Below are 25792 nucleotides of genomic sequence, written 5' to 3'. Positions count from 1 at the left end.
GCTCCGGCCGCCGTTTCGCTCGCTTTGGCGGGTTATACAAATCCGGTATAGCTGCGCGCGCCAGATGCGAAGGGAATTATGGCTGCTCGCGGGCTAACGCTTCGGTGAGAGGACGCGCCACTGCGCGTTCCTCGAGCCTTTCGTTCCGGTCGAATCGGAACGGAATTCTCGATTGTTGTTTCGACGCGTTTGTTCACGCGAACCGGTAACCCGCTTCGCCTGAAGACGCTCTCACCGAGGCCATGATGGACCAGATTGCCGTTCACCAGGACAGCGCGACCAGCCGGGACTGGCCGGTTGCGATCTACCGCACGCTGAAGAGCTTTGGCGTGGCGCAGGTGTCCTACGTTCCTGACGCCGGTCATTCCACGCTGATCAAGCTCTCGCATGCGGACGCCGACATCACGACCACGGTGCTCACCACCGAGGAGGAAGGCGTCGCGATGGCCGCGGGCGCCTGGCTCGGCGGCGACCGCGCGGTGCTGCTGATACAATCGAGCGGCGTCGGCAATTGCGTCAACATGCTGTCGCTGATGGCGAGCTGCCGTTTCCCGCTGCTGACGCTGGTGACGATGCGCGGCGAATGGGCCGAGTTCAATCCCTGGCAGATTCCGATGGGCCGGGCGACGCCGCAGGCCTTCGAGATCATGGGCACCACCGTGCTGCGGCTGGAGAACCCCGACGACGCCGAGGAGGTGATCTCGGCCGCCGCCTCGCTCGCCTATGACGGCGACCAGCAGGTCGCCGTGCTGATCTCGCAGCGGATGATCGGCCGCAAGAAGTGGACCAAGGAGACGCATTGATGTCAGCCGCAACAGGCACTCTGGATCGCCGCGCCGCCGTGAAGGCGCTGCTCACTGAGCGCGGTGAGCTGCTCGTGATCTCCGGGCTCGGCTCCTCGTCCTACGATGTGTTCGATGCCGGCGAGCATCCCGGCAACTTCTATCTCTGGGGCGCGATGGGAGGTGCCGCGATGGTCGGGCTCGGGCTTGCGCTGGCGCAGCCGAAGCGTCCGGTGCTGGTCGTGACCGGCGACGGCGAGCAGTTGATGGGCATCGGCAGCCTGCTGACCATCGCAACCAAGCGGCCGGGTAATCTCTCGATCGCCGTGCTCGACAACGGCCATTTCGGCGAAACCGGTATGCAGCTCAGCCACTCCGGCCTTGGCGCCAAACTCGAGGTGATCGCGAGCGGCGCGGGCATCGGCAATGTCTCTGACATCGCCGACATGGCTGGCATCGAACGCTTCCGCGCCAGCCTGCGCGATCTCAAAGGCGGCCCGCGGCTGGCACGGATCCGCATCGCGTCCGGCGAGGTCGAGCGTGCGCTGCCGCCGCGCGACGGCACCTACCTCAAGAACCGCTTCCGCGGCCATCTCGGCTTCAAGGTGAGCTGAGCATTTGAATGAATGCAACCCCGTCATTGCGAGCGAAGCGAAGCAATCCATCGCAGGAGACCCGCGGAAGCATGGATTGCTTCGTCGCTTCAGCGCAAAATTGCCTTGCAATTTTGTCGCGAGCTCCTCGCAATGACGGAAATGAGTGCCGCCGCGCTCAGGCGAGCTGGATATCCCAGAGCCCCTCGGCGCGGCACGCGGCGACCTCGTCGCGCAGCAATCTTGCGATCAGCGTGATCGCGTTCGAGCCGGGATGCTCGACCGGCGACGCCAGTGTCAGCTCGCGCCGCGGCGCGGGACGCGCGATCGGCGCGGTCTCGAGCCGGCCTTCGGCGACCTCGCCGCGCACCGAGGAGGGCGGCAGCATGGTGTATCCGAGCCCTTCCTCGACCAGGCTGGTCAGCACCCGAAACGAATCCGCCTCGAGCTTGACGTCGAGCGTGACCTTCTTCTTCGCCGCCGCGTTCTCGATCATGGCGCGGAGCCCGTGCGAATGACTTGGCAGCACCAGCCGCTGGCGCAGCAGCCAGCCGATCTCGACCTGCTTCCTCTCGCTCAGCCCGCTGCCGCGCGGACCGACCGCAACGATCGAGTCGCGGCCGAGGCTCTGCACCGCCAGATGCAGATCGACCGACGGGCCGTAAATCACTGCAAGATCCATCTCGCCGCGATGCAGCCACTCGATCAGATGGCCGCTGTAGCTTTCGACAATGCAGAGCGAGATGCCGGGATAGCGTTCCACCGTGCGCCGCGCCAGCCGCGCCGAGATCACGCAGCTCACTGTCGGCACCAGCCCGAGCACGACGCGCCCGGACGGCGCGCCGCCGGCGGACTGGATGTCGTCGCGGATCTGGTCGATCTGCCGCACGATACCGCTGGTGCGCGCCAGCAGCAGCCGCCCCGCGTCGGTCAGCACCATGCCGCGGCCGTTGCGCGTGAACAATTCGGTGCGCAGCTCGTGCTCCAGCAGCTTGATCTGCCGGCTCAGCGCCGGCTGCGCAACCCGCAAGGTATCGGATGCCTTGCTCAGGCTCCCGAGTTCCGCGACACACGCAAAGGTCCTAAGCTGGCGGAAATCCATACTTGCCAATCCTGGAAGGCAGGTTCATACGCTATAACAAAACAGCATAGGGAGTTTACCGGGGCCCCACAACAGCGGGCGTTTTCTTCACGCGAACCGGCTTCCAGTTCGCTCGAAAACGCTCTGGCGCAACCTCTCGGCAAGACGAAACAATGACCGCACACGAGACTCAAATCGACGACCATTCCGACATCCGCGACGCGGTGGCAAAACTCTGCGCGCAGTTTCCCGGCGAATACTGGCGCAAGCTCGATCGCCAGATGGCCTATCCGAAGGAATTCGTCGACGCGCTGACGGAGGCCGGCTACCTCTCGGTGCTGATCCCCGAGGAATATGGCGGTGCCGGCCTGAAGCTGTCGGCGGCCGCGGCGATCCTGGAAGAGATCCAGCGCGCCGGCTGCAATGGCGGCGGCTGCCACGCCCAGATGTACACGATGGGCACCGTGCTGCGGCATGGCAATGACGCGCAGAAGGCGAAGTATCTGCCGAAGGTCGCGACCGGCGAGTTGCGGCTGCAGGCGTTCGGCGTCACCGAGCCGACCAGCGGCACCGACACCTCGTCGCTGAAGACCTTCGCGCGCCGCGAGGGCGACCATTACGTCGTCAACGGCCAGAAGATCTGGACCAGCCGCGCCGAATATTCCGACCTGATGATCCTGCTCGCGCGCACCACGCCGAAGGAGCAGTCGAAGAAGCGCACCGACGGGCTTTCGGTGTTCATCGTCGACATGCGCGAGGTGAAGGGCAAGGGGCTGGAGATCCGCCCGATCCGCACCATGATGAACCACGCCACCACCGAAGTGTTCTTCACCGACATGAAAGTGCCGGCGGAGAATCTGATCGGCGAGGAAGGCAAGGGCTTCCGCTACATCCTGTCCGGCATGAACGCCGAACGCATCCTGATCGCGGCCGAATGCGTCGGCGATGCCAAGTGGTTCATCCAGAAGGCCACCAACTACGCCAAGGAGCGCAGTGTGTTCGGCCGGCCGATCGGCCAGAATCAAGGCATCCAGTTCCCGATTGCGAAAGCCTATGCGTCGATGCGCGCGGCCGAGCTGATGGTGAAGGAAGCCACCCGCAAATACGAGGCCGGGCTCGACTGCGGCGCGGAAGCCAACATGGCCAAGATGCTGGCGGCGGATGCCTCCTGGGAAGCGGCCAATGCCTGCGTGCAGACCCATGGCGGCTTCGGCTTCGCCGAGGAATACGACGTCGAGCGCAAGTTCCGCGAGACCCGGCTCTACCAGGTGGCGCCGATCTCGACCAACCTGATCCTCTCCTTCGTCGCCGAGCACGTGCTCGGCATGCCCCGCTCCTACTGAGCTCTAAAGATCATGCTGCCGCTTGAGGGATTGACCGTCATTGCCGTCGAACAGGCCGTTGCCGCGCCGTTCTGCTCGTCACGCCTCGCCGATGCCGGCGCCCATGTCATCAAGATCGAGCGGCCCGAGGGCGATTTCGCCCGCGGCTACGACGCCGCGGCGAAGGGCCAGAGCAGCTATTTCGTCTGGCTCAACCGCGGCAAGGATTCCGCGGTGGTCGATCTCGCCACCAAGGAAGGCCGCGCAGAGCTGGAACAACTGATCGCGGGCGCCGACGTGCTGCTGCAGAACCTCAAGCCCGGCTCGATGGACAAGCTCGGTTTCTCGCGCGAGCGGCTGCGCAAGGATTATCCGAAGCTGATCATGTGCACGATATCAGGCTATGGCGACACCGGGCCGTATGCCGATCGCAAGGCCTATGACCTCTTGATCCAGGCCGAGAGCGGTCTCGCCTCGATCACCGGCGGCCCCGAAGGCGCCTCGCGCGTCGGCATGTCGATCGTCGATGTCGCGACCGGCGCCACCGCGCATGCTGCGATCCTCGAGGCGCTGATCGGCCGCGGCCGCACCGGAGAGGGAGCCGACATCCGGATCTCGATGTTCGACGTGATGGCCGACTGGCTCACCGTGCCGCTGCTCAATGCCGAGGACGGCAAGTCGCCCAAACGCATCGGGCTCGCCCATCCCTCGATTGCGCCCTACGGCGTGTTCCGCTCGAAGGACGGCAAGGAGATCCTGATCTCGATTCAGAGCGAGCGCGAGTGGAAGACGCTGTGCGCCAAGGTACTGGGCCAGCCCACTCTCCCCGACGATCCGCGCTTCGCCAACATGGTCGAGCGCGTGCGCAACCGCACGGCTACCGACCAGATCGTCAGCGACAGCTTTGGCAGACTGACGCGCGAGGAATTGCTGGCGAAGCTTGCGGAAGCCGATATCGCCTTTGCCGAGGTCAACAGCATGGACGATCTTGCGAAGCATCCGCATCTGCGCCGCATCGAGGTCGACACACCAAACGGCAAGGTCAGCTATCCGGCACCTGCCGCGATCGTGGTCGGCGAAGACAGGCACTACGGCAAGGTGCCCGCCATCGGCGAGCGCACCAAACGTTCCTGAAATTTCTCCCGCCCGGGCAACACAATCATGACCGAACAACTCGACCTCGATCATCTCCGCCAGTGGATCGGCCGCAGCACGGAGGCCTCCGACGTCGTCACCAAATATCTCGTCATGGGGCTGCGCGCGACGCTGTTCCAAGAGATCGGCGAGCCGAAGACGGGCGATGCCGCGCCGTGGACCACGCATTGGTGCCTGGCGCAGCCGGTGTTTCCGATGTCGCAACTGAGCCAGGACGGTCATCCGACCCGCGGCGGCTTCCTGCCGCCGGTGCCGCTGCCGCGCCGGATGTGGGCCGGCGGCGAGCTCGAATTCTTCGATAGCTTGCGGATCGGCGACGACGCCAAGCGCACCTCGAAGATCGCCGACGTCACGGTGAAATCAGGCTCGACCGGCACCCTTTGCTTCGTCTCGGTCAATCACGAGGTGACGACGTCGCGCGGACTGGCGGTCCGCGAGCGGCAGGACATCGTCTATCGCGAGATGACCGGCACGCAGGGCGCGGCGCCTGCCAAGGCACCGCCGCCTCCCCCGGTCGCACAACACCGCGAAAGCCACGTCTCCGACCCGGTGCTGCTGTTTCGTTACTCGGCACTGACCTTCAACGGCCACCGCATCCATTACGATCGCGACTACGTCACCAAGGTCGAAGGCTATCCGGGCCTGATCTTCCACGGTCCGCTGCAGGCCTCCTTCATCGTCGAGATGGCTGCCAGGCTGCGCGGCGGCAAGCCGCCGAAGAAGCTTTCGTATCGCGGCGTGCAGCCGCTGTTCGAGGGCAGTGAATTCTCGATCAATGCCAGCGACAAAGACGGCGGCATGGAGCTGTGGACCGCCAATGCCGAGGGCCAGCCGACCATGAAGGGCACGGCGACCTGGTAGGTCACGCGAACGACGCCGATCAGAATGCGAGGAAATCACGAGGCGCTTTCATCGGCGCCTCGTATTCCGTATTCTGATCGCATTCATCCCTGGATCGCAGATCATGAGTCGCTTCTGGAGTTCGGTGGTCCACAATCTGTCGCCATACGTACCCGGCGAACAGCCGAAGATCGACGGCCTCGTCAAGCTCAATACCAACGAGAACCCCTACCCGCCGTCGCCACGCGCCATGGCAGCGATTGCCGCAACAACGGATCGCCTGCGGCTCTATCCCGATCCGAGCGCGACCGTTCTGCGCGAGGCGATCGCGACGCGCTACGGCGTGACGTCAGGCGAAGTGTTCGTCGGCAACGGCTCGGACGAGATCCTGGCCCATAGCTTCCCGGCGCTGCTAAAGCACGACGCGCCGCTGCTCTTCCCTGATATCACCTACAGCTTCTACCCGGTCTATTGCCGCCTTTATGGCGTCAGCTACGAGGTCGTGCCGCTCGATGCCGCGATGCGGATCAATCTTGCCGACTACCGGCGGCCAGGTAGCGCCATCCTGCTGTGCAATCCCAACGCACCGACCGGCATCGCGCTGCCGCGCGCTGCGATCGAGGCGCTGCTCATTGAGCATCCCGACCGGCTGGTGGTGGTCGACGAGGCCTATGTCGACTTCGGCGCCGAGAGCGCCGTGCCGCTGGTCGCGCGCCATGACAATCTGCTGGTGATCCAGACGCTCTCCAAATCGCGTGCGCTGGCGGGACTGCGCGTCGGCTTCGCCATCGGCCAGCGCCCGCTGATCGAGGCGCTGGAGCGGGTGAAGGACAGCTTCAATTCCTATCCGCTGGACTGCCTCGCGATCGCGGGCGCGGTCGCCGCGATCGAGGACGACGCGTGGTTTCAGGAGACCCGGCAACGCATCATCGGGAGCCGCGAGGCGCTGACGCGCGGCCTCACCGGGCTGGGCTTCGAGGTGCTGCCGTCGCTTGCGAATTTCGTGTTCGCCGGCCATGGCGGTCATCGCGGCGCCGATCTCGCCGCGAAGCTGCGGCAGCGCGGCGTTTTGGTCCGGCATTTCCAGAAGCCGCGGATCGAGGACTTCCTGCGCATCACGGTCGGCACCGACGATGAATGCGGCCGCCTGCTCGGCCTGCTGCGTGACATGGTCTGATAGCCGCCCACCAACGACGCAACTTGCGATCGATGGCGCCAACCTGCATAGTGACCACGCGGCAAGATGCACGGTTCTCCGGGAAGGAGCTGTCATGCGATTTGCGATCGGCGATGCGACCGTCGACGTCATCGTCGACGATGACGATTTTGGGCTCCCGCTGTCCGAATTCCTGCCGGGATACGATCGCAGCTTGATCGAAGCGCATCGCGAAACGCTGGAGCCGGTGTTCATCGATTTCGCTCGCGATATCGCAAAGCACGCGATCCAGAGCTTTGTGATCCGAACGGGCGGGCGAACGCTGTTGGTCGACGCCTGCATCGGCGAGCACAAGGACATCCCCGAGATTCCGGCCTGGCATCGGCGACGCGGCAGCGGTTTCCTCGATCGGTTGCGCGCGAGCGGCGTCGATCCAGGCGATATCGATCTGGTGTTCTGCACCCACCTGCATGTCGATCACGTCGGCTGGAATACGCGCCAGGACAATGGCCGCTGGGCGCCGACCTTTCCCAACGCGCGCTATCTGTTCGGCCGCCGCGAGCTTGCCGACTGGATGGCACAGCATGATGCCGGCCGCGCCCCACCGATCCAAGCCCGCGCGCTGGAGCAGAGCGTCATTCCAATCGTCGAGGCCGGCCGCGTCGATCTGGTCGACGACGGCCATGAGATGGGACCGGGCCTGCGGCTCATCCCGTTGCCGGGCCACACCAATGGCCAGATGGGGTTGCGCGTCGATTACCCACAGCACCGCGCGATTTTTTGCGGCGATGCCGTGCACAATCCGGTGCAGATCTTCCAGCCCGATCTGTCCACCTCATCATGCACCGACCAGCAGCTCGCGCGCGAGACGCGCGCGAAGATCCTGGCGGAAGCAGCGGACAGCGGCCGGCTCGTCATACCCGCCCACTTCCGCGGCGCGCGCTGCGCCCACATCCGCCGGGACGGCGGTGGCTACGCGCCGGTGTTCGACACCGTAACTCGGTGAAGCTCCGGTGGCACGGGCCGTGCGTTGCGGCCGACGGCCAGTCAGCTCGAAGTTCAATCCTGTTATCCGGCCCGCTGGAACCGAATGCCGGCTTGCGCGTTCCCCGCCCTGACGGAGGACGCCATGCTTAGAGACGAACAGGTCGCGGTTCTCTGCGACATCGCCCAATCCATTGCCTTTGCCGACGACGTGCAGGGCGAAGTCGACCGGTTGATCAAGGAGGGATACGTCGCCAAGGACGGCGACCTCTACGAGCTGACGCCGAAGGCCGAGAAGATTTTGTCCGAGCGCGGCGCCAGCCTGAACCGGGCATGACATCGCCGATTGCGCTCACTCCGGCAACGGCTTGCCGGCCTGCTCGCGGACCATGTAGTCGGCATACCAGTCCGGCCAGTTCGCATCGTGTCCGCCGGTCCGCTTCTCGTGCTCGCCATGCGCGGCCGCCGCGCGCCGGAGTGCCGCGGCGAGATCGGATGACGAAACGAACGTCGTGGTGCTGCCGTCGACGCGCCCAGGCAAGCGCTGCGTGACCTGCTGGAGCAGCCAGACATTGCCGTCGGGATCGCTGAAGGTGGCGAGCGAGCCATAGCTCGGCCGCTCCGGATCGGGTCCCTCGATGCGACCCTTGGCGCCGCGATGAAACACTTCGCCGACATCGGCACCGCGCGCGATCAACTCGGCGCGCGCCGCCTCGATGTCGTTCACGATCAGGAAGCGCGGCAACGCGGAACCCTTGTCGAGATGGATCGACGTCGGCGAGCCCGGCGGCGTCAATTGAAGCGCCCGTGATCCGTCGGCCCTGTTGAAATCGGCGTCGAGCCGCCAGCCCAGATTTTCATAGAAGCGTTTGGATCGATCGACATCCGACACGGGAAGCACGACGACCTCGAGCTTCATGTCGACACCCGGTTTCGACCCCTTGCTTTCGGTACTCATGGCTTGCTCCTTGAAATGTGAGGGACCGGGCCGACGGCGCCCGTTGCACCGGCATTCACGATAGCGCATATTACTATGATAATCATAGCAACAATGCCAGATGAAGTAGACGTGATGGCAAAGTCAAAGGGCAACCCTGCTGACCAAACGATCTGTCCAGTGGCGCGCGCCGAGACCGTCGTGGGCGATCGCTGGACCGTGCTGGTGCTGCGTGAACTGTTCGCGCGCAACCACCGCTTCGAGGAGATTCAGGCCCATACGGGCGCGACCCCGCAGATGGTCACGACACGGCTGAAGAAGCTGGAGACGGACGGTCTGGTGAGGCGGCGCGCCTACAACAAGCGCCCGCTGCGCCACGAGTATCATCTGACCGAGAAAGGCGAGGCGTTCTTCCCCGTGATGTTCGCGCTGCGCGCCTGGGGCGAGACCTGGTGCAAGTCGCCCAGGGACGGCCTTTCCATGAACTACACGCACCTCGGCTGCGGCAGGCCGGCGGGGCTCGGTCCGCTCTGCCAGGCGTGCGGCGAGCCGCTGCACCGGGCGGACATGACCGCCGAGCGCACGCCCAAATATCAAAAAGAGCGCGATGCGCGATGGGAGGCCTTCAAGGCGGCCCGCTGAATTTTCCGACGCCGCCGGCGCAAGCGGACGACGCGAGAGCAATCACGCCGTCGCAGCGTCTCGATCACGCGGGGCCGATCCGGCCGGGCCCGCATCATGCAGGAGACCTGCCATGCCATTCGTTCGTATCGACCTGAAGCGCGGCAAGTCCGCCGAATATCGCAAGACCCTGGGCGAAATCGTCTACAAGGCGATGCGGGACACCATCAACGTGCCGGAGAATGACAAGTTTCAGATCATCACCGAACACGACCGCGGCGACCTGAACTACGCCGACAACTATCTCGGCAACACCTACAGCGACGATCTCGTCTTCATCCAGATCACGATGAATGCGGGACGTACGGTCGAGATGAAGAAGGCGTTCTACAAGCGGATCGTGGACGACTATCAGAACCAGTTGCAGGGACGGCCGGACGATATTTTCATCAACCTGGTCGAGGTTACCAAGGAAAACTGGTCGTTCGGCAAGGGCATCGCCCAGTACGCGAGCTGAACGCGCAACAGGCATGCGCCGGACGGGCGATCGCCTGTCCGGCGGCTTGCCTCCAGCCGCTTGCGATCGGCGTTGCCAGCACGCATAGTGCGGCCCGTGCACGAACAACAACAAGCAGGGAGGCAACCATGAGGACGATCGCAGCCGCGTTGTGCGCGCTCGCTCTGATCGCAACCGGTGCGCAGGCACAGACGCTCAAGGATTTCATGGCAACGGTCATGAAAAAGTGGACCGCGCCGTTCGAACCGTACGAGCTGATCGGCAATATCTACTATGTGGGCACGGACGGGATCGCGGTCTACATCATCAAGACGTCGCAAGGGCTGATCCTGATGGACACGGCGATGCAGCAGTCGACCGGCATGATCAAGGACAACATCGCCAAGATCGGCTTCAAGGTCGCCGACATCAAGATCATCCTCAACACCCACGCCCATCTCGATCACACCGGCGGCTTTGCCGAGATCAAGCAGGAGACCGGCGCGCAGCTGATCGCCGGTGAGCGCGACAAGCCCCTGCTCGAGGGCGGCTACTATCCGGGCGACGAGAGCAACGCCGATCTCGCCTTTACGCCAGTCAAGGTCGACCGCACGGTGAAGGAAGGCGACAAGGTCACGCTCGGCGACGTGACGCTGACCGCGCATGCGACGCCGGGGCATTCGCCCGGTTGCACGAGCTGGGAGATGACGGTGAAGGACGGCAACCAGGCGCGCAACGTGCTGTTCTTCTGCAGCGGAACCGTGGCGCTGAACCGGCTGGTCGGCCGCCCGACCTATCCCGGCATCGTCGACGACTACCGCTCGACCTTCGCCAGGGTCAAGGCGATGAAGGTCGACGTGCTGCTCGGACCGCATCCGGAGGTCTACGACATGCAGGCCAAGCGCGCCCAGATGAAGGACGGTGCGCCGAACCCGTTCGTCAAGCCGGGCGAGAACGTCACCTATGTGACGGGGCTGGAGCAGGATTTCGACAAGCAGCTCACCAAGCAGACCGCTGCGCTGCAGAAGGCCAATTAAAGACTACAGCGAAAGGAGATTCCGTCATCCTGAGAGCTTGTGTGAAGCTATTCACCCGTCATTGCGAGGAGGGATAGCGACGAAGCAATCCATGCTTCCGCGTATGCCGCGCGATGGATTGCTTCGCTTCGCTCGCAATGACGCAGATAGAGCTGCGCGCCCCGTCATCCTGAGGAGCGCGCACGGCGCGCGTCTCGAAGGATCGACGGCCCCACTCGGGCCACGGCACCCTTCGAGGCTCGCTTCGCTCGCACCTCCAGCGACAACGGCGAAGCCGTTGCGCGGGGACGACGTGGAACAGCCGTCGCATACCTTCGGCCGTTGCTAGGGCAACTATAGGCAACGCGGCCGCTTGACATCGACAGGCAATCCATCGACAGGTGGATTGCCTTTCCGCTTTTGCCGCGCGCAATGACGGAACGTAACAGAACAGAAATGGGAGCCGCCCGATGTCGACGCGCAAACCCGCCGCCAGCAAAGGCAAGACCGTCACCGTCAAGGATGCCACCTTCGGCCTGCTGCGCGCGTGGGGCATCAGACGTGTGTTCGGCAATCCCGGCTCGACCGAGCTGCCGTTCCTGAGCGACTGGCCCGACGACATCGATTACGTGCTCGGCCTGCAGGAAGCCTCCGTCGTCGGCATGGCCGACGGCTATGCGCTGGCAACGCGCAACGCCGGGTTCGTCAACCTGCATTCGGCGGCCGGCGTCGGCAACGCGCTCGGCAACATCTACAACGCCTACCGCAACCAGACCCCGCTGGTGATCACCGCCGGCCAGCAGGCGCGCTCGATCATGCCGCTGCAGGCGTTCCTCTACGCCGAGCGCGCCTCCGAATTCCCGCGACCCTACGTGAAATTCGCGGTCGAGCCGGCACGTGCCGAGGACGTGCCGGCCGCGATCGCGCGCGCCTATTATGTCGCGATGCAGCCGCCCTGCGGGCCGACCTTCGTCTCAGTGCCGATCGACGACTGGGCGCATGCGACGCAGCCGCTCGACGCGCGCCAGGTCAGCCGCGAGGTCGGCCCCGATGCGGCGGCGATGCAGGCGCTGGCGGCCGCGCTCGGCGAGGCCAAGCGCCCTGCCCTTGTCGTCGGCCCGGCGGTCGATCGCGCCGAGGCCGTCGATCTCATGGTTGACGTCGCCGAGAAGACCAAGGCTGCGGTCTGGGCCAGCCCGTTCTCGGCGCGCTGCTCGTTCCCGGAGCGGCATCCGCAATTTGCCGGCTTCCTGCATGCCGCACCGGGCCAGCTCTCCGATGCGCTGCGCGATCACGATCTTGTCGTCGTGGTCGGCGCGCCGGTGTTCACCTTCCATGTCGAGGGCCACGCCGCGATCTTCGACGGCGCGACCACGATCTTCCAGATCACCGACGATCCCGATGCCGCCGCGATGACACCTACGGGCCACAGCATCATCGCGACCATGAAGCCGGCGCTGTCGGCACTGCTCGAGCTGCTGTCCGAGACCAGGCGCACCGCACCGGCGGGCCGCATCCTGCCCCCGGCGCCCGCGGCCGGCGACCCGATCCCCGCCGAATACGCGCTGCACGCGCTCTCGGCCGCGATGGGACCGCATGACGCGCTGGTCGAGGAAATTCCGTCGCATCGCCCGCTGATGCAGAAGGCGATGCCGATGCGCGGCCAGGACAGCTTCTACACCATGGCGAGCGGCGGCCTCGGCTACAGCCTGCCGGCCGCGGTCGGCATGGCGCTTGGCCGCAGCGCAGGGCGCACCGTCTGCCTGATCGGCGACGGCTCGGCGATGTATTCGATCCAGGCGTTGTGGACCGCAGCGCAGCGCAAGCTGCCGCTGACGGTCGTGGTGATGAACAATTCCGGCTACGGCGCGATGCGCTCGTTCAGCCAGGTGATGCAGGTGCGCAACGTGCCGGGCCTCGACCTGCCCGGCATCGATTTCGTCAAGCTCGCCGAAGGCATGGGCTGCGATGCGGTGCGGGTGACGAAATCAGCCGAGCTCGCCGGCGCCTACCAGCGCGGCCTGTCGGCGAAGGGCACCAGCCTCGTCGAGGTGATGGTCGATTCCCGCGGTGCCGCTGCTCTACACGCAGAAGGGCTAGGGGCAGGCGCGTCTCCCACAGACTCGTAAGGAAGGCACCGGCGACTGGGTTCCCTCCCCCCTTGCGGGGGAGGGTTAGAGAGAGGGGTGCCACACGGCATGCTCTCTCGATATGCGGCTCACTCAATATGAGTCTCAACGAAACCCGATCGAGATTGCGAACGCGAAACTCACATCAATACCTCGCCCGGGGCTCACCCCTCTCCCCAGCCCTCCCCCGCAAGGGGGGAGGGAGCCCGATCAGCGTGCTCACCTCACGAGGGCGTTCTCGCTCTCCAGCACCGCCGTTGACGGCGCAGGCACCTCGCAGCCGGTGGCGCAGCAGCGACCAGGCTGCTTCGACACCCGCTGTCCCTCGTCGACGAGGCCGCGGCCGAGCAGGTTCTCGACCAGCTCGGCCTTCTCCATCACGGGATAGTTGCGCCAGATCTCGCGCTTCATCGCCTCCGGCGATCCGCCGCCATGCAGCGAGATCACCGAGTACCAGCCGGCCTCGTGCGACACGGTGAGGTCCTCGATCAGCCGCGCCACCTCGGCGCGCTGCTCGGCCGGAATATCCGGACGTCCGCCCATCACGGCGGCGAGCGATGCACGCGTCTCCGGATTGTGGTCCTCGTCCGGCCCCGGCAGCGCCACGATCAGCCCGCCGGAGACGTAATGAGCGACACGGTGCATGTCGTAGATCTTGGTCGCCAGCAGCAGCTTGCCGATGTTCGAGAACACGGCATCCGGCATCACCGAGCCGGCCGGATCCTTCGTGCAGTAGACCGACGACGCGACGCCGCAGGCGTAGAAACTCTCGGTGATGGTGATGAGCTCGACCATGGCTTCGCGGATATGGCCGTGCTTCGCGGCGTCGAGCCCGTTGGCCTCGATCATCAACGCGCCGGCGCCGATCAGGAGATCGCCGAAGCCGGCGCGCGCACCGATGCAGGAGTGACGATGGTGCGTGGCATAGGACGTGGTGAGGAAGCCGCCCTCCTCGGTCTCGCCGGCGAGGAACACGCGGTCATGCGGCACGAACACGTCGTCGAAGATCACGACGCCGACCGACTGGCCGTACTTAGCCGAGAACTTTGCCGACGCATCGCCGGGCCGGCCGGCCGGGCGCGCGACGATGGTGACGCCGGGCGCATCGACCGGCACCGCGCAACACACCGCAAAATCCTTGTCTTCAGGCACGTGGGTGCGGCACGGCATCACGAGGAATTCGTGCATGTAAGGCGCGCCGGTCACGATCGCCTTGGTGCCGCGGATCACGATGCCGTCGGGGCGACGCTCCCTGATGTGGACATAGACGTCCGGATTGGACTGCAGGCCGGGGCGCTTGGAGCGATCGCCCTTCGCATCGGTCATCGCGACCCCGAGCGTCAGGTCCTGGTCCTGCACCTCATGCAGATAGTTGAGGAAGCGCTGGCTGTAATCGGTGCCGTGGCGATCGTCGGTCAGCCTGGTCGCCTGATAGAGCCCGTTGAGCGCATCATGGGTGAGATAGCGCTGCGCGCAGCCCGAGGTCCGGCACACCAACCGCACCGCCTCGAGCTTGTAGAGCAGGTCCTGCGAGCTCTCGTTGATGTGGAGCATGCGGTTGACGGTCTTGCCGGAGGTCGCCTGCCGCGCCGTCATGATCGGCGCATGCTCGGGCCGGTGCGCGAAGTCGTAGGTCACACCGACACCAGCCACGCCCGGCGCCAGCAACGGCTCGTCCGCGACGCTCGCAACCGCTTCGCCGTTGACGAACACGCGTGGTCTGTAGCGGCGCAGGGATTCCCGGTAGTCCGCAGCCGTCATCAGCATGGCGCTTCTCCCTTGCTCATTTATTTGAACCTTGTTAAATTATTGAACACTGTTAGAATTGAGTCAAGAACGGATTCGCCGGATGCAGATGCGCGAGAGCAGGAAGGAAGCGGTCAGCCGCCACAAGCGGGAGCTGATCCTCGACGCGGCGCGCAGCGTGTTCGCCGAAGAAGGCCTCGAGGGCGCGAGCCTGCGGGCGATCGCGACGCGGGCCGGCTACACGCCGGCGGCGCTGTATTTCCATTTCGATTCCAAGGAGGCGATCTATGCCGAGGTGCTGCGGCAATCGCTGGCCGCGCTCGGCGAAACCGTCAGCGCGGCGATCGCGACGACACGCGGCGCCAAACAGAGACTGCATGCCGCGGGCATGGCGTTCTTCCGCTACTACGCCGACAACCCGCGCGACCTCGATCTCGGCTTCTATTTGTTCCGCGGCGGCATGAAGCCGGCCGGGCTCGGCCACGACCGCGACCATGCGCTGAACGCCGCGCTGGAGGCGGCGCTGCATCCGATCGCGGAGGCCGCCGAGGCGCTCGGCGCGTCCAGGCAGAAGGCGAACACGGTGATGGTGGACTGCTTCGCCCACGCGACGGGCCTGCTTCTATTGCTGCATACCGGCCGCATCAGGATGTTCGGCGCCTCGGCGCCCGATCTGATGGACGCCTATCTGCGCGACAGGATCGCGCAACTCGCGAAGGAGTGAGATTGCGCAAGCTAGATCGTAGTGCGTTTCCACGGAAACGCATCACGATCTCATCTCTTTGCTTGAGCATGATCTTTTCGGAAAACCGGTTTCCACTTTTCCGGATCATGCTCCAAGTGAGGAGGCCACCGGCAGAAGGATTCCCTCCCCCCTTGCGGGGGAGGGTTAGGGAGAGGGGGACCACACGGGTGCTCCCTCGACTGTGTCTCAACGGCGCGCGAGGGCAATAAGCGCTTCGATCGACGATCTCGCCCGGGGCCACCCCTCTCCCCACCCTCCCCCGCAAGGGGGGAGGGAGCCTGACCGGCGTGCTCACCTAACTCGATCGACCAACTTCGCAATGACGCTGAGACGCAGGCCGCGCGTCACTTCCCGTAGCTCTCGCGCATCTTGGCCTGGATCTTGGCCATGCCGCCGATCCAGCGGTCATAGTTCTCGGTCTTCTTGCGCATGTAGCCGAGCACCTGCGGATGCGGCAGGATCAGGAAGGTCTCCTGCTCGATGCCCTTCAGCGCATCCTGCGCGACCTGCTCCGCCGTGAGATCGCCGTCGCCGGATTGCGGGCCCTTCGGGATCGAGCGCAGCATGTTGGTGTCGACGCCCTGCGGGCAGAGGATCGAGACCTTGATGTTGTCGGCGCGATGCGAGATCGCGAGATTTTCCGCAAAGCCGACCGCGGCATGCTTGGTGGTCGAATAGGCCGGGCTGCCGACCTGCGACAAGAGGCCTGCCGCCGAGATCGTGTTGAGGAAATATCCGCCGCCGCGCGCCTTCATGCGCGGCACCAGGTGACGCGCGGCATAGACATGCGCCATCACATGGATCGCCCAGCTCCGCGACCACGGCTCGTCCGAGGTACCGCCGGCATTCTTCGACAGCGGGTCGAAGCCGCCGCCGATGCCGGCATTGGAGCAGAACAGCGCGATCGGGCCGAACATGCGCTCGGTCTCCTCGATCACGTGCAGGATGTTCTTCTCCTGTCCAACATCGCATTTGAAGGCAGCACCACCGACCGAAGCCGCGACCTTCTCGGCCGCGCCATGATCGAGGTCGACGACAACGACCTTCGATGCACCCGCGGTGTGGAACGCCTCGCACAGCGCCTTGCCGATGCCATTGCCACCGCCGGTGACCACCACCACTTTACCTGCCACCTGCATGGCCATCCTCCCGATTCTTTGCTTGCTCACGGTCGATTTGCCCGCCCAACCCCTGCGCCTCCCGTCATCCTGAGGAGCACGTGGCGCGTCTCGAAGGATGCACCGGGCCGGCTGGTGGCCGTCGACCCTTCGAGACGCCGCTACGCGGCTCCGTGAAAGGGTTGAATGGGCCTATCGAGAGCATGATAGCCCATCTACCGCTGATGGCGAGAAACTTCAGCTCGCCAGCACGACGTCGAACACCGCCGTGTAGTGGCAGGCGGCGCCGAGCAGCACGAAGCAGTGCCAGATCGCATTCTGGAAGCGCAGCCGCCGCCAGGAGTGGAAGATCACCCCGAAGCTGTAGAGAATGCCGCCCGCCAGCACGAAGCCGAGCACCTTCGCCGGCAGCGCCTTGACGACGGCATCGTAGAGCATGACGCCGCTCCAGCCCATCGCGAGGTAGAGCCCGACCGAGAGCCGGTCGAAGCGGCCGGGATAGCGCAGCTTCAGCCAGATCCCGACGGTCGCCACGCACCACACGCCGACGAGCAACGCGATTGCGAAATAGCTATCCCTCAGTTCCACGATGAACGGCGTGTAGGTCGCGGCGATCAACAGATAGATCGCGGAGTGATCGAACCGCCTGAGAATCCATTTGGCGCGCGACACCGGCCAGAGATTATAGGTCGCCGACAGCATCAGCATCGCGAGCAGGCCCGCGACATAGACCGACACCACGGCAATGTCGAACGGGCCGGCATAGACCGCGGTCAGCACGATCAGCGCGGTGGCGGCAACCAGCCCGAAACAGACGCCGATGATGTGAACCACGCCGTCGGCGATCAGCTCGGCGCGATCGTAGTTCCACAGCGCGGCTCCGGCCGCGTGGATCGAGGTCGAGGCAAGTTGCTTCAGGCGGAAGACCGTCATGCAGGCTTTCCTGTGGGCCGATTGCATATGGGTAGCGCGGGTGGCGTGATGCGTTCAATTCCCCCTCATTCCCTCGCCTGCAAAGGCGCCGGAAATGTGAAGCTTGATTTTGGCCCGATAATCGCCACCTTGCGGGTGATCGCCCGCCTTTTTTGGTCCCTCCTGCCGGGTTTGTCGTCAACCCTCCATGCCGCCCAGTCTCTCTGATATCGTCGAGGAAGCGCGTCTCTCGGCGCGGGCGCTGCGCGACTATGGCGGGGGTTTGTTCAACCCGACGGTACGGCTCGGCGTCACCGGCCTGTCGCGCGCCGGCAAGACCGTGTTCATCACCGCGCTGGTGCACGGGCTGACGCGGGGCGGCCGTTTCCCGGTGTTCGAGGCCTATGCCTCGGGGCGGATCGCGCGAGCCCATCTCGCACCGCAACCTGACGATGCGGTGCCACGCTTCGCCTATGAGAACCATGTCCGCACATTGGTCGAGGAGCGGCGCTGGCCGAGCTCGACTACCGACATCTCCGAGCTCCGCCTGGTGATCGAGTATCAGCGGCAAAATGGCGCGGACCGGAAGCTCACGCTCGACATCGTCGACTATCCCGGCGAGTGGCTGCTCGACCTGCCGCTGCTCAACAAGAGCTACGAGCAGTGGTCGGCGGAGAGCCTCGCATTGTCGCGCGAGCCGCTGCGCGCAAAGCTCGCGGCGCCCTGGCACGCGCATCTGGCAACGCTGACGCCCGAGGCCAAGGAAGACGAGCAGGCTGCGCTCACCGAGGCACGACTGTTCACCGACTATCTGCGCGCCTGCCGCGACGACCGCTTCGCGATGAGCCTGTTGCCGCCCGGCCGCTTCCTGATGCCGGGCAACCTCGCCGACACGCCGGCGCTGACCTTCGCGCCGCTCGATGTGCCCGCGGACGGCAGCGCGCCCGATCACTCGCTGTGGGCGATGATGCGGCGGCGGTACGAGGCCTACAAGCACGTCGTGGTGCGGCCGTTCTTCCGCGATCATTTTGCGCGGCTCGATCGCCAGATCGTGCTCGCCGATGCGCTCGCCGCCTTCAATGCCGGGCCCGAGGCGCTGCACGATCTCGAGGCGGCGCTCGCCGGCATCCTCGACTGCTTCCGGATCGGCCGCAGCACGATCCTGAGCGCGCTGTTCCGACCGCGCATCGACCGCATCCTGTTCGCGGCGACCAAGGCCGACCATCTGCACCACCAGAGCCACGACCGGCTCGAAGCCGTGTTGCGGCGGATCGTGGCCAAGGCCACCGAGCGCGCCGAATATGCCGGCGCCAACATCGATGTCGTGGCGCTCGCCGCGGTGCGCGCCACCCGCGAGGCGCAGGTCGCCCGCGGCCGCGACCGGCTGCCGTCGATCCTCGGCACGCCGGCGCCGGGCGAGGTCGCCAATGGCGAAACGCTGGACGGCGAGACCGAGGTCGCGACCTTTCCCGGCGACCTGCCGGACAATCCGGAGGAGCTGTTCAACGGCGGCTTCCGCGGCCTTTCCAGCGCCGGCGCTGACACGGCCGACTATCGTTTCCTGCGCTTCCGGCCGCCGAAGCTGGAACGCAACGGCGATGCGGAGCCGGCGCTGCCTCACATCCGCCTTGACCGCGCCCTCCAGTTCCTGATCGGAGACAAACTGCAATGAACGAGAAGACGCCCCCGCGGCGGCCGGCGACGTTCAAGCTCGACGATCCCGGCGTGGTCCTGATGGATCCGGATGACAGCGGCCGCCTGGTGCGCGGCACGATCCAGATCGTGCCCGAGGCCGAGCCCGCACAGCTGCCTGCGCCGATCGACGTGCCGCTGGTGCCGGAGCGCCGCGGCTTCCGCTGGGGCACGCTGTTCTGGAGCGCGGTCGCGGGCCTCGTGGTGCTCGGCACCGGGCTCGGCGTCCTCAACCTGGTCGAGGATCTGTTCGCGCGCAATGAAGGCCTCGGCTTCCTCGGCCTGGCGCTTGCCGTCGTCGCCGCGGTCGCGCTCGCGGTCGTCACCACGCGCGAGCTGATCGGCCTGGCGCGGCTCGCGACCATCGAGAAGTTGCATCTGCGCGCCGCCGAGGTGCTGATCAGCGACGACCGCGCCGCGAGCAGGGCTGTCGTCGCCGACCTGCTCAAGCTCGCGCACCGCACGCCGCAGCTTGCCCGCGCCCGCAGCGCATTGCAGAGCCATACCGACGATATCATCGACGGCGCCGACATGATCCGGCTCGCCGAGCGCGAATTGATGACGCCGCTCGACGAGGAGGCGCGGCGGCTGGTGTCGACGGCCGCGCAGCGCGTTTCCGTCGTCACCGCGGTCAGCCCGCGCGCGCTGTTCGATGTGGTGTTCGTGTTCGTGGCCAGCTTGCGGATGATCCGCCAGCTGGCGCGGCTCTATGGCGGCCGGCCCGGCGCGCTCGGCATGATCCGCCTGCTGCGCCATGTCATCGCGCACCTCGCGATCACCGGCGGCATGGCGGCGAGCGACAGCCTGATCCAGCAGATGCTCGGCCACGGCATCGCGGCAAAGCTCTCGCAGCGGCTCGGCGAAGGCATGCTCAACGGTCTCCTGACCGCACGGCTCGGCCTCGCCGCGATCGACGTGACCCGCCCGCTCCCCTTCAATGCCCTGCCGCGCCCGGCACTGACCGATCTGGCGAAGGACCTGATTCGCAAGCGCGACGAAGAGGAATAGCGCCTCGCCTTTCCAGCGCAGTGCCTGTTGTTGCGCCCTCTCCCCTTGTGGGAGAGGGCAACTCAGGTCGCCGTCGCAAACTCGCTTGGGTGACGGGTATCCATCCACGCGCACCGCGCCTGCGGAGAGAGACCCCTCATCCGGCAGCCTTCGGCTGCCACCTTCTCCCACAAGGGGAGAAGGTGATCTCACAAGCTTCTGGACGCATCGCCAGCACGCGCCAGCGGAAGAAGGTGGTGTTCGGCGGCGGCGACAGGTCGGGGGTCCAGCCTGAGATCTTCTCCAGCGAATAGGTGTCCATCACCATGCCGCGCCAGCTCCGCGTCACGCGCTCCAGCGGCTGGCGTACGGCTGATGTTTCGTTCCACAGCGGCAGATTGTTCTCGGGCTCGCGGCCGACATAAACGCCGACTTGATCGCGGATCTGGCTCATACCGGGATCGGCAAAGCCCTGGAAGCGGCCGCGCTCATTCACCTCGATGACAGGCGCCCGCCCGCGCAGCATCCAGCGCAGCATCGCATAGGTGCGATAGTCCGTGGTCGCGACCCAGGTCGCACCCGTGGCCTGCACCTGCGCCAAGGTGTGCGCAGCCACCACATCGTAGCCCGCCTCGGTGCCGATCGGATCGGTACGGCCGATCAGATTCCACGGCGCGAACATGTAATAGAGGAAGACGCAGACGACGAAGACGATGCCGGTGGAAATCGCAGTCCGCGCCCAATAGACCGTCGATTTCACAAGCCGGACCGACCAGCCCTCGAACGGCATCCGCGTGACATTGATGGCAACCGCCGCAAAGCCGGCCGGCCACAGAAACATCGGCCAGGTGTCGCCGACCCGCAAGGTCAGCGACTTCCAGACAAAGTAGACGAACGGCACCAGCACGGCGGTCGCGAGCAGGATCGCGACCGGCTCGCGCCTGCGATAGCCGCGCCATGCTGTCAGCGCTGTTGCGAACAGCGTCACCGGCAGCAGCACGAAGCCGACGAGGCCGAACTGCATGCCGATGAACTCGCCGACGGTGCGCAGCGTGAAGGCGCGCTCGGCGGTGGCGCGCACCGCCTGGAAGCGAAACGAGGCCCAATCGTGCTCGGCGTTCCAGATCAAGACCGGCGAGAACACGACGATTGCGATCAGCGCGGCGAGGTAGGGATACGGGCTGCGCAACCAGCGCCAGCGCCAGTCTGGCACCAATGCAAAGGCGAGCACCGCCGGCGCGAACATAATCGCGGTGAATTTCGACAGCAGCGACAGCCCGGCGAACAGGCCGGCGGCGAGCCACCAGCGCCCGTCATTGCTCTGCGCGAGCCGCACCAGCGACCACAGCATCGCCACCGAAAACGGGATCAGCGCGGTGTCGGGGGCAACCTTGGCCATCAACAGCCCGTAATAGAGCGCGGCCTCCGGCAGCAGCAGCGCCAGCATCACGGCGCGGATATTGTTCGCCGTGACGCGGCGGACGATATCGGCGAGCAGCAGCTGGGTCGCCAGCATCGCCACGATGCCGCTGAGCCGGACGCCGAGATTGGTGTCACCGAGAACAGCCGTGCCGAACCGGATGAACCAGGCGACCATCGGCGGATGGTCGAGGAAGGACAGCACGTTTTCCTTCGACCAGGTCCAGTAATAGGCCTCGTCGGTGCGCAGATCGAGCGCATGGGCGTAGACCAGCCGCATCGCGGTCATGGCAACGATCACGGCGATGACGCCCCGCCAATCCGGCGCACGCGAACGGGCCGGCCTAACGCTGATGTTATCGGAAGGGGCTATCGTCACGGCGCGCTTTTTGTTCGACTCTTAACGGAGTGTCAACGTGCTGCACGGCCCCCTGTCGCGGCCCGTCCGGACCCGTGGTGGTGTTCAGCCCGGGAATTAAGCACTAGAATTGCCGATCATGAATCACATGGCCTCCCCCTCGCGCGAGCACCTGCAGGACATGGCCCGCGGCGTCGGCCTGCGGCAGGTCCGCTTGGTCACGGGGACGATCATGTTCGCCTACTTGATCAGCCACTTCCTCAACCACGCGCTCGGCAATATCTCGATGGAGGCGCTGGCGATCGGGGTGCATTACCACACCGAGTTCTGGCAGTTTCTGCCGGTCGCCGTCGTGTTCTACACCGCCTGCCTGGCGCACACCGCGCTCGGCATCTGGGCGCTGTATCAGCGCCGCGAGTTCCACTGGAAGGCGATCGAGCCGCTGCAACTCACCCTCGGGCTCAGCGTCCCGATGCTGATCGTCGCGCACGTCGTCGGCGTGCGGCTCGGCCAGACCCTGTATGGACAGGAGAAGCTCTACCCGCAGGAGCTCTACACCTTCTTCATCTCGTCGCCGACCCGGCTGTGGCTGATGCTGGCGGTGCTGGTGATCGCCTGGGTGCACGGCTGCATCGGCCTGTATTTCTGGCTGCGGCTGCGCGCCTTCTTCAAGCGCGCCGCGCCGTTCCTGCTTGCCGGGGCCGTGCTGATCCCGACGCTGGCGATGCTTGGCATCTACCAGGGCGGCCGCGCCACGATGGCCGACTATCAGGATGCCGACTGGCGGCGCGAGGAGCTGTCGGTGCAGAAGCTCGGCACCGCGGCCCAGGGCACCGCGCTCGAGAACATCACCGACGGGCTGACGATCGGCTATCTCGGCCTGCTCGGCCTCGTGCTGCTCGCGCGCGGCGCGCGTGCGCTGCTGGAGCGCCGCGGAGGTATGATCGCGCTGTCCTACGGGGGGTGGGGTAACGGCCGCACACTGCGGGTACCGAAAGGACTGAGCGTGCTGGAAGCGAGCCTGCGCTACAACGTGCCGCATGCCAGCGTCTGCGGCGGCCGCGCGCGCTGCTCGACCTGCCGCATCCGCATCATCGGCGATCATGCCGCGCTGCCCGAGCCCTCGCCGCGCGAGGCCTTCGTGCTGCACCGGGTCGGCACCGACGATCCGTCGATCCGGCTGGCCTGCCAGTTGCGGCCCACCGCCGATTTGAACTTCTTCCAGCTGTTCCTGCCGAGCACGATGTCGGCCAACGCGCACGCCGGCAGTCCGACGCGGGTCGGCCAGGAGCGCTATCTGGTCAGCATGTTCGTCGACATGCGCGGCTCGACCCAGCTGGCCGAAAAGCGGCTGCCGTTCGACACCGTGTTCATCGTCAACCGCTTCCTCGGCGCGGTGTCCCAGGCGGTGCTGGAGGCCGGCGGGCGGCCGAACCAGTTCATCGGCGACGGCATGCTGGCGCTGTTCGGGCTCACCACCGAACGGCACGAAGCTTGCCGCCAGGCATTGCGTGCGGCGGCACTGATTGCGGCCAATATCGACGAGCTGAACCAATTCCTGAGCCACGATCTGCGCGAGCCGATCCGCTTCGGCATCGGCATCCATGGCGGCGAGGTGATCGTCGGGGACATCGGCTATCGCGACCACATGGTGTTCACCGCACTCGGCGATGCCGTCAACGTCGCGGCACGGCTGCAGGACATGACCAAGGCGCTGGCCTGCGAGGCTGTCATCTCCGACGAGGTGCGCGTCACCGCGGGGCTGGCCGACGATGCCCTGCCGGCGCAGGAGGTCGCGATCCGCGGCCGCAACGAGCCGATGACCGTGCGCACGGTCGAGACGACGCGCGTGCTGTCCGCGCTGGTCGACGACCGCCACGCCGTCGCGGCCTGACCGGGTTCATCTCCCTTCCCCTGACCCAATGTGACTTGCCGCACATCCGAGAGTGCGTTCAGCAGAGATGCTCGAACGTGCCCGGTGCCGAACACGACTGACTTGGCGATGGGTAACACTGCAACCGCGCCGCGACAGAGTTCAACGCGCATCTCGAAGGAGACGACCATGCTTTGCAAAGTCACGCTCGCTTTCGCTACTGCCGCAACCCTCGGTGCCGCCGCACTGGCGCCGACCGCAGCATCCGCCAAGCCGTTCTTCTGGCATCCGCACCATCATCACTTCTGGGGTGGCCCGGGCATCTCCGTCGGCTTCGTCGACTCCGGCTGTTACGTCACCCGCCTGGTGCTGACGCCCTACGGCTATCGCTATCGCACCGTGAACGTCTGCTACTGATCGAATCTTCGACTTGGCTGGAAATGCCCCGGTCGCCCGCGCGGCCGGGGCTTTTCGTTGTTGCGACGCACCGCGGCGAAAGCTCAATTGACTTGGGGTTGTCAGGTGCGACATTTGTGGCCGCGTGCTTTCCATGATGCGAAGGCGCGCAAGGCAATCCGGGCCTGGTGATGACCAGCGCAGGACAGAACAGCTTCGGAGGAAGCGGAATGCTCGATCGACGAGACTTGATGAAGCGCGCCGGGTTGGCGGCTTTGGTGACGGGGCTGGGATCAAGGGGCGCGTTCGCCCTCGACACCGTGACACTGCCCTTTGGCAATGGCGAACGGCCTCTGGTGCGCTACCCGCAGAAGCGCCCGATGATCGGCCTGACCAGCCGGCCGCCCCAACTGGAAACGCCGTTTGCGATCTTCAACGAGGGTCCGCTGACCCCGAACAACGCATTCTTCGTCCGCTATCACCTCGCCGGCATCCCCTACAATCTCGACCCGGACAAGTTCACGCTCGATATCAAGGGCAAGGTCGACAAGCCGCTGAAGCTGTCGCTGAAGGACATCAGGAAGCTGAAGGCCACTGAGCTCGTTGCAGTCAACCAGTGCTCCGGCAACAGCCGCGGCTTCTTCAATCCGCGCGTCGCCGGCGGCCAGCTTGCCAACGGCGCGATGGGCTGCGCGCGCTGGCACGGCGTGCCGCTGAAGACCGTGCTCGACATGGCCGGCGTGCAGGCCGGCGCCAAGCAGGTCACCTTCAACGGCATGGACGGCCCTGTCATGGAGACAACGCCCGACTTCGTCAAGGCGCTCGACATCGACCACGCGCGCGACGGCGAGGTGATGCTGGCCTGGGGCATGAACGGCGAGGATCTGCCGTTCCTCAACGGCTTCCCGCTCCGCCTCGTAGTGCCCGGCTATTACGGCACCTATTGGGTGAAGCACCTCCACGAGATCACCGTGATCGACGGCGTGTTCGACGGCTTCTGGATGAAGTCCGCCTACCGGATTCCGGACACGCCGAACAACGCGGTCGAGCCCGGCACCGCGCCGAAGGCGACGATCCCGATCAACCGCTTCACGGTGCGCTCGTTCATCACCAATGTTGCGGACGGCGCCAAAGTGAAGGCCGGCCGTACCATGCTGCGCGGCATCGCCTTCGACGGCGGCAAGGGCATCAAGGAGGTCGTGGTCTCGACCGACGGCGGCAAGAGCTGGACGCCGGCCAAGCTCGGCAAGGACCTCGGCAAATACGCCTTCCGCGAATGGAAGCTGAAGGTCGCGCTCCCGGCCGGCCCGGCGGAGCTGAAGGTGCGCGCCACCAACAATGCCGGCGACACCCAGCCGATGGATCCATTGTGGAATCCGGCCGGCTATCTGCGCAACGTCGTCGAAACCGTGCACGTCACCGCGGCGTGAGGAG

At 65.7% G+C, this 25792-nt stretch carries 23 protein-coding genes and 1 pseudogene; 18 read left to right on the top strand and 6 right to left on the bottom strand.

The genetic code is table 11. The annotated features are described in order from the left end of the window. The first annotated feature begins 242 nt into the window (after positions 1-242). Positions 243-803 carry a thiamine pyrophosphate-binding protein gene (locus ACVILL_RS20920; RefSeq protein ID WP_456730781.1) on the top strand — a complete coding sequence of 187 codons (561 nt, stop codon included), beginning with the start codon at positions 243-245 and terminating at the stop codon, positions 801-803. Beyond that, positions 803-1396, top strand: coding sequence for a thiamine pyrophosphate-dependent enzyme (locus ACVILL_RS20915; RefSeq protein WP_456730780.1), 594 nt, complete (start codon positions 803-805; stop codon positions 1394-1396). The genes ACVILL_RS20920 and ACVILL_RS20915 overlap by 1 nt, the downstream gene beginning before the upstream one ends. 157 nt (positions 1397-1553) lie before the next feature. Here ACVILL_RS20915 and ACVILL_RS20910 read toward each other — a convergent pair whose 3' ends face one another. Next, complete coding sequence (locus tag ACVILL_RS20910) at positions 1554-2477, bottom strand: LysR substrate-binding domain-containing protein (protein ID WP_076867181.1); 924 nt, start codon at positions 2475-2477, stop codon at positions 1554-1556. Positions 2478-2629: 152 nt separating this feature from the next. Between ACVILL_RS20910 and ACVILL_RS20905 the strand changes: the two genes are divergently transcribed. The 6 genes from ACVILL_RS20905 to ACVILL_RS20880 all read left to right on the top strand — a co-directional run bounded on the left by ACVILL_RS20905 (position 2630) and on the right by ACVILL_RS20880 (position 8250). After that, positions 2630-3799: an acyl-CoA dehydrogenase family protein gene (locus ACVILL_RS20905; protein WP_456730779.1), complete on the top strand. Its 1170-nt coding sequence runs from the start codon at positions 2630-2632 to the stop codon at positions 3797-3799. Between the two features lie 12 nt (positions 3800-3811). Continuing rightward, positions 3812-4912: a CaiB/BaiF CoA transferase family protein gene (locus tag ACVILL_RS20900; protein WP_456730778.1), complete on the top strand. Its 1101-nt coding sequence runs from the start codon at positions 3812-3814 to the stop codon at positions 4910-4912. Between the two features lie 27 nt (positions 4913-4939). Continuing rightward, positions 4940-5794, top strand: coding sequence for an FAS1-like dehydratase domain-containing protein (locus ACVILL_RS20895; protein WP_456730777.1), 855 nt, complete (start codon positions 4940-4942; stop codon positions 5792-5794). Positions 5795-5897: 103 nt separating this feature from the next. Next, complete coding sequence (hisC, locus tag ACVILL_RS20890; protein ID WP_456730776.1) at positions 5898-6950, top strand: histidinol-phosphate transaminase; 1053 nt, start codon at positions 5898-5900, stop codon at positions 6948-6950. 94 nt (positions 6951-7044) lie between these two features. Then, positions 7045-7935, top strand: coding sequence for an MBL fold metallo-hydrolase (locus ACVILL_RS20885; RefSeq protein WP_456730775.1), 891 nt, complete (start codon positions 7045-7047; stop codon positions 7933-7935). A 123-nt stretch (positions 7936-8058) separates the two neighbouring features. Beyond that, entirely contained in the window at positions 8059-8250 is a 192-nt protein-coding gene (locus ACVILL_RS20880; RefSeq protein WP_456730774.1) for a hypothetical protein, read from the top strand. A 15-nt stretch (positions 8251-8265) separates the two neighbouring features. On the opposite strand, the gene ACVILL_RS20875 is transcribed toward ACVILL_RS20880, so the two are convergent. After that, positions 8266-8871: a VOC family protein gene (locus tag ACVILL_RS20875; protein ID WP_456730773.1), complete on the bottom strand. Its 606-nt coding sequence runs from the start codon at positions 8869-8871 to the stop codon at positions 8266-8268. Between the two features lie 114 nt (positions 8872-8985). On the opposite strand from ACVILL_RS20875, the gene ACVILL_RS20870 reads away from it, so the two are divergent. From ACVILL_RS20870 to mdlC, 4 genes and pseudogenes are all read left to right on the top strand, one after another. Beyond that, a complete protein-coding gene (locus ACVILL_RS20870; protein ID WP_456730772.1) occupies positions 8986-9492 on the top strand; it encodes a winged helix-turn-helix transcriptional regulator in 507 nt (168 codons plus the stop codon). Positions 9493-9604: 112 nt separating this feature from the next. Next, entirely contained in the window at positions 9605-9988 is a 384-nt protein-coding gene (locus tag ACVILL_RS20865; RefSeq protein WP_456730771.1) for a tautomerase family protein, read from the top strand. A gap of 128 nt (positions 9989-10116) precedes the next feature. Then, positions 10117-11004 carry a BJP family subclass B3 metallo-beta-lactamase gene (gene blaBJP / locus ACVILL_RS20860; RefSeq protein ID WP_456730770.1) on the top strand — a complete coding sequence of 296 codons (888 nt, stop codon included), beginning with the start codon at positions 10117-10119 and terminating at the stop codon, positions 11002-11004. 449 nt (positions 11005-11453) lie between these two features. Beyond that, positions 11454-13083, top strand: a pseudogene (gene mdlC / locus ACVILL_RS20855) (benzoylformate decarboxylase). 248 nt (positions 13084-13331) lie between these two features. Here the strand turns inward: mdlC and ACVILL_RS20850 are convergent. Next, entirely contained in the window at positions 13332-14879 is a 1548-nt protein-coding gene (locus ACVILL_RS20850) for a 4-hydroxyphenylacetate 3-hydroxylase family protein (protein ID WP_456730769.1), read from the bottom strand. 82 nt (positions 14880-14961) lie between these two features. Between ACVILL_RS20850 and ACVILL_RS20845 the strand changes: the two genes are divergently transcribed. Then, positions 14962-15582 carry a TetR family transcriptional regulator gene (locus ACVILL_RS20845; RefSeq protein ID WP_456730768.1) on the top strand — a complete coding sequence of 207 codons (621 nt, stop codon included), beginning with the start codon at positions 14962-14964 and terminating at the stop codon, positions 15580-15582. A 365-nt stretch (positions 15583-15947) separates the two neighbouring features. On the opposite strand, the gene ACVILL_RS20840 is transcribed toward ACVILL_RS20845, so the two are convergent. Both ACVILL_RS20840 and trhA read right to left on the bottom strand, forming a co-directional pair. Further along, positions 15948-16742: an SDR family oxidoreductase gene (locus ACVILL_RS20840; protein ID WP_456730767.1), complete on the bottom strand. Its 795-nt coding sequence runs from the start codon at positions 16740-16742 to the stop codon at positions 15948-15950. 216 nt (positions 16743-16958) lie between these two features. Beyond that, positions 16959-17654 (bottom strand): PAQR family membrane homeostasis protein TrhA, encoded by a 696-nt coding sequence (gene trhA / locus ACVILL_RS20835; RefSeq protein WP_456730766.1) that lies wholly within the window; start codon positions 17652-17654, stop codon positions 16959-16961. Positions 17655-17841: 187 nt separating this feature from the next. Here trhA and ACVILL_RS20830 point away from each other — a divergent pair, with 187 nt between their 5' ends. Further along, entirely contained in the window at positions 17842-19305 is a 1464-nt protein-coding gene (locus ACVILL_RS20830) for a YcjX family protein (protein ID WP_456730765.1), read from the top strand. After that, entirely contained in the window at positions 19302-20333 is a 1032-nt protein-coding gene (locus ACVILL_RS20825) for a YcjF family protein (protein ID WP_456730764.1), read from the top strand. The genes ACVILL_RS20830 and ACVILL_RS20825 overlap by 4 nt, the downstream gene beginning before the upstream one ends. 136 nt (positions 20334-20469) lie before the next feature. On the opposite strand, the gene ACVILL_RS20820 is transcribed toward ACVILL_RS20825, so the two are convergent. After that, a complete protein-coding gene (locus ACVILL_RS20820) occupies positions 20470-22020 on the bottom strand; it encodes a glycosyltransferase family 39 protein (protein ID WP_456734316.1) in 1551 nt (516 codons plus the stop codon). Between the two features lie 208 nt (positions 22021-22228). On the opposite strand from ACVILL_RS20820, the gene ACVILL_RS20815 reads away from it, so the two are divergent. From ACVILL_RS20815 to sorA, 3 genes are all read left to right on the top strand, one after another. After that, the gene (locus ACVILL_RS20815) at positions 22229-23983 is read left to right on the top strand and encodes an adenylate/guanylate cyclase domain-containing protein (RefSeq protein WP_456730763.1); all 1755 of its coding nucleotides are present in this window, start codon (positions 22229-22231) and stop codon (positions 23981-23983) included. Between the two features lie 168 nt (positions 23984-24151). Next, the gene (locus tag ACVILL_RS20810; RefSeq protein WP_456730762.1) at positions 24152-24379 is read left to right on the top strand and encodes a hypothetical protein; all 228 of its coding nucleotides are present in this window, start codon (positions 24152-24154) and stop codon (positions 24377-24379) included. 209 nt (positions 24380-24588) lie between these two features. Further along, positions 24589-25788: a SorA family sulfite dehydrogenase catalytic subunit gene (gene sorA, locus ACVILL_RS20805; protein WP_456730761.1), complete on the top strand. Its 1200-nt coding sequence runs from the start codon at positions 24589-24591 to the stop codon at positions 25786-25788. Positions 25789-25792: the final 4 nt, after the last annotated feature.

Source organism: Bradyrhizobium sp. USDA 3364 (assembly GCF_054056355.1).
The sequence above is the reverse complement of the archived record's forward strand: the minus strand, read 5'-3'. Positions and strand labels throughout refer to the sequence as shown.

Coding starts and splice junctions, on each gene's coding strand:
- ACVILL_RS20920 (WP_456730781.1), top strand. CDS start 243: ATGATGGACCAGATTGCCGTTCACCAGGACAGCGCGACCAGCCGGGAC.
- ACVILL_RS20915 (WP_456730780.1), top strand. CDS start 803: ATGTCAGCCGCAACAGGCACTCTGGATCGCCGCGCCGCCGTGAAGGCG.
- ACVILL_RS20910 (WP_076867181.1), bottom strand. CDS start 2,477: ATGGATTTCCGCCAGCTTAGGACCTTTGCGTGTGTCGCGGAACTCGGG.
- ACVILL_RS20905 (WP_456730779.1), top strand. CDS start 2,630: ATGACCGCACACGAGACTCAAATCGACGACCATTCCGACATCCGCGAC.
- ACVILL_RS20900 (WP_456730778.1), top strand. CDS start 3,812: ATGCTGCCGCTTGAGGGATTGACCGTCATTGCCGTCGAACAGGCCGTT.
- ACVILL_RS20895 (WP_456730777.1), top strand. CDS start 4,940: ATGACCGAACAACTCGACCTCGATCATCTCCGCCAGTGGATCGGCCGC.
- hisC (WP_456730776.1), top strand. CDS start 5,898: ATGAGTCGCTTCTGGAGTTCGGTGGTCCACAATCTGTCGCCATACGTA.
- ACVILL_RS20885 (WP_456730775.1), top strand. CDS start 7,045: ATGCGATTTGCGATCGGCGATGCGACCGTCGACGTCATCGTCGACGAT.
- ACVILL_RS20880 (WP_456730774.1), top strand. CDS start 8,059: ATGCTTAGAGACGAACAGGTCGCGGTTCTCTGCGACATCGCCCAATCC.
- ACVILL_RS20875 (WP_456730773.1), bottom strand. CDS start 8,871: ATGAGTACCGAAAGCAAGGGGTCGAAACCGGGTGTCGACATGAAGCTC.
- ACVILL_RS20870 (WP_456730772.1), top strand. CDS start 8,986: ATGGCAAAGTCAAAGGGCAACCCTGCTGACCAAACGATCTGTCCAGTG.
- ACVILL_RS20865 (WP_456730771.1), top strand. CDS start 9,605: ATGCCATTCGTTCGTATCGACCTGAAGCGCGGCAAGTCCGCCGAATAT.
- blaBJP (WP_456730770.1), top strand. CDS start 10,117: ATGAGGACGATCGCAGCCGCGTTGTGCGCGCTCGCTCTGATCGCAACC.
- ACVILL_RS20850 (WP_456730769.1), bottom strand. CDS start 14,879: ATGCTGATGACGGCTGCGGACTACCGGGAATCCCTGCGCCGCTACAGA.
- ACVILL_RS20845 (WP_456730768.1), top strand. CDS start 14,962: ATGCAGATGCGCGAGAGCAGGAAGGAAGCGGTCAGCCGCCACAAGCGG.
- ACVILL_RS20840 (WP_456730767.1), bottom strand. CDS start 16,742: ATGCAGGTGGCAGGTAAAGTGGTGGTGGTCACCGGCGGTGGCAATGGC.
- trhA (WP_456730766.1), bottom strand. CDS start 17,654: ATGACGGTCTTCCGCCTGAAGCAACTTGCCTCGACCTCGATCCACGCG.
- ACVILL_RS20830 (WP_456730765.1), top strand. CDS start 17,842: ATGCCGCCCAGTCTCTCTGATATCGTCGAGGAAGCGCGTCTCTCGGCG.
- ACVILL_RS20825 (WP_456730764.1), top strand. CDS start 19,302: ATGAACGAGAAGACGCCCCCGCGGCGGCCGGCGACGTTCAAGCTCGAC.
- ACVILL_RS20820 (WP_456734316.1), bottom strand. CDS start 22,020: ATGACCGCGATGCGGCTGGTCTACGCCCATGCGCTCGATCTGCGCACC.
- ACVILL_RS20815 (WP_456730763.1), top strand. CDS start 22,229: ATGAATCACATGGCCTCCCCCTCGCGCGAGCACCTGCAGGACATGGCC.
- ACVILL_RS20810 (WP_456730762.1), top strand. CDS start 24,152: ATGCTTTGCAAAGTCACGCTCGCTTTCGCTACTGCCGCAACCCTCGGT.
- sorA (WP_456730761.1), top strand. CDS start 24,589: ATGCTCGATCGACGAGACTTGATGAAGCGCGCCGGGTTGGCGGCTTTG.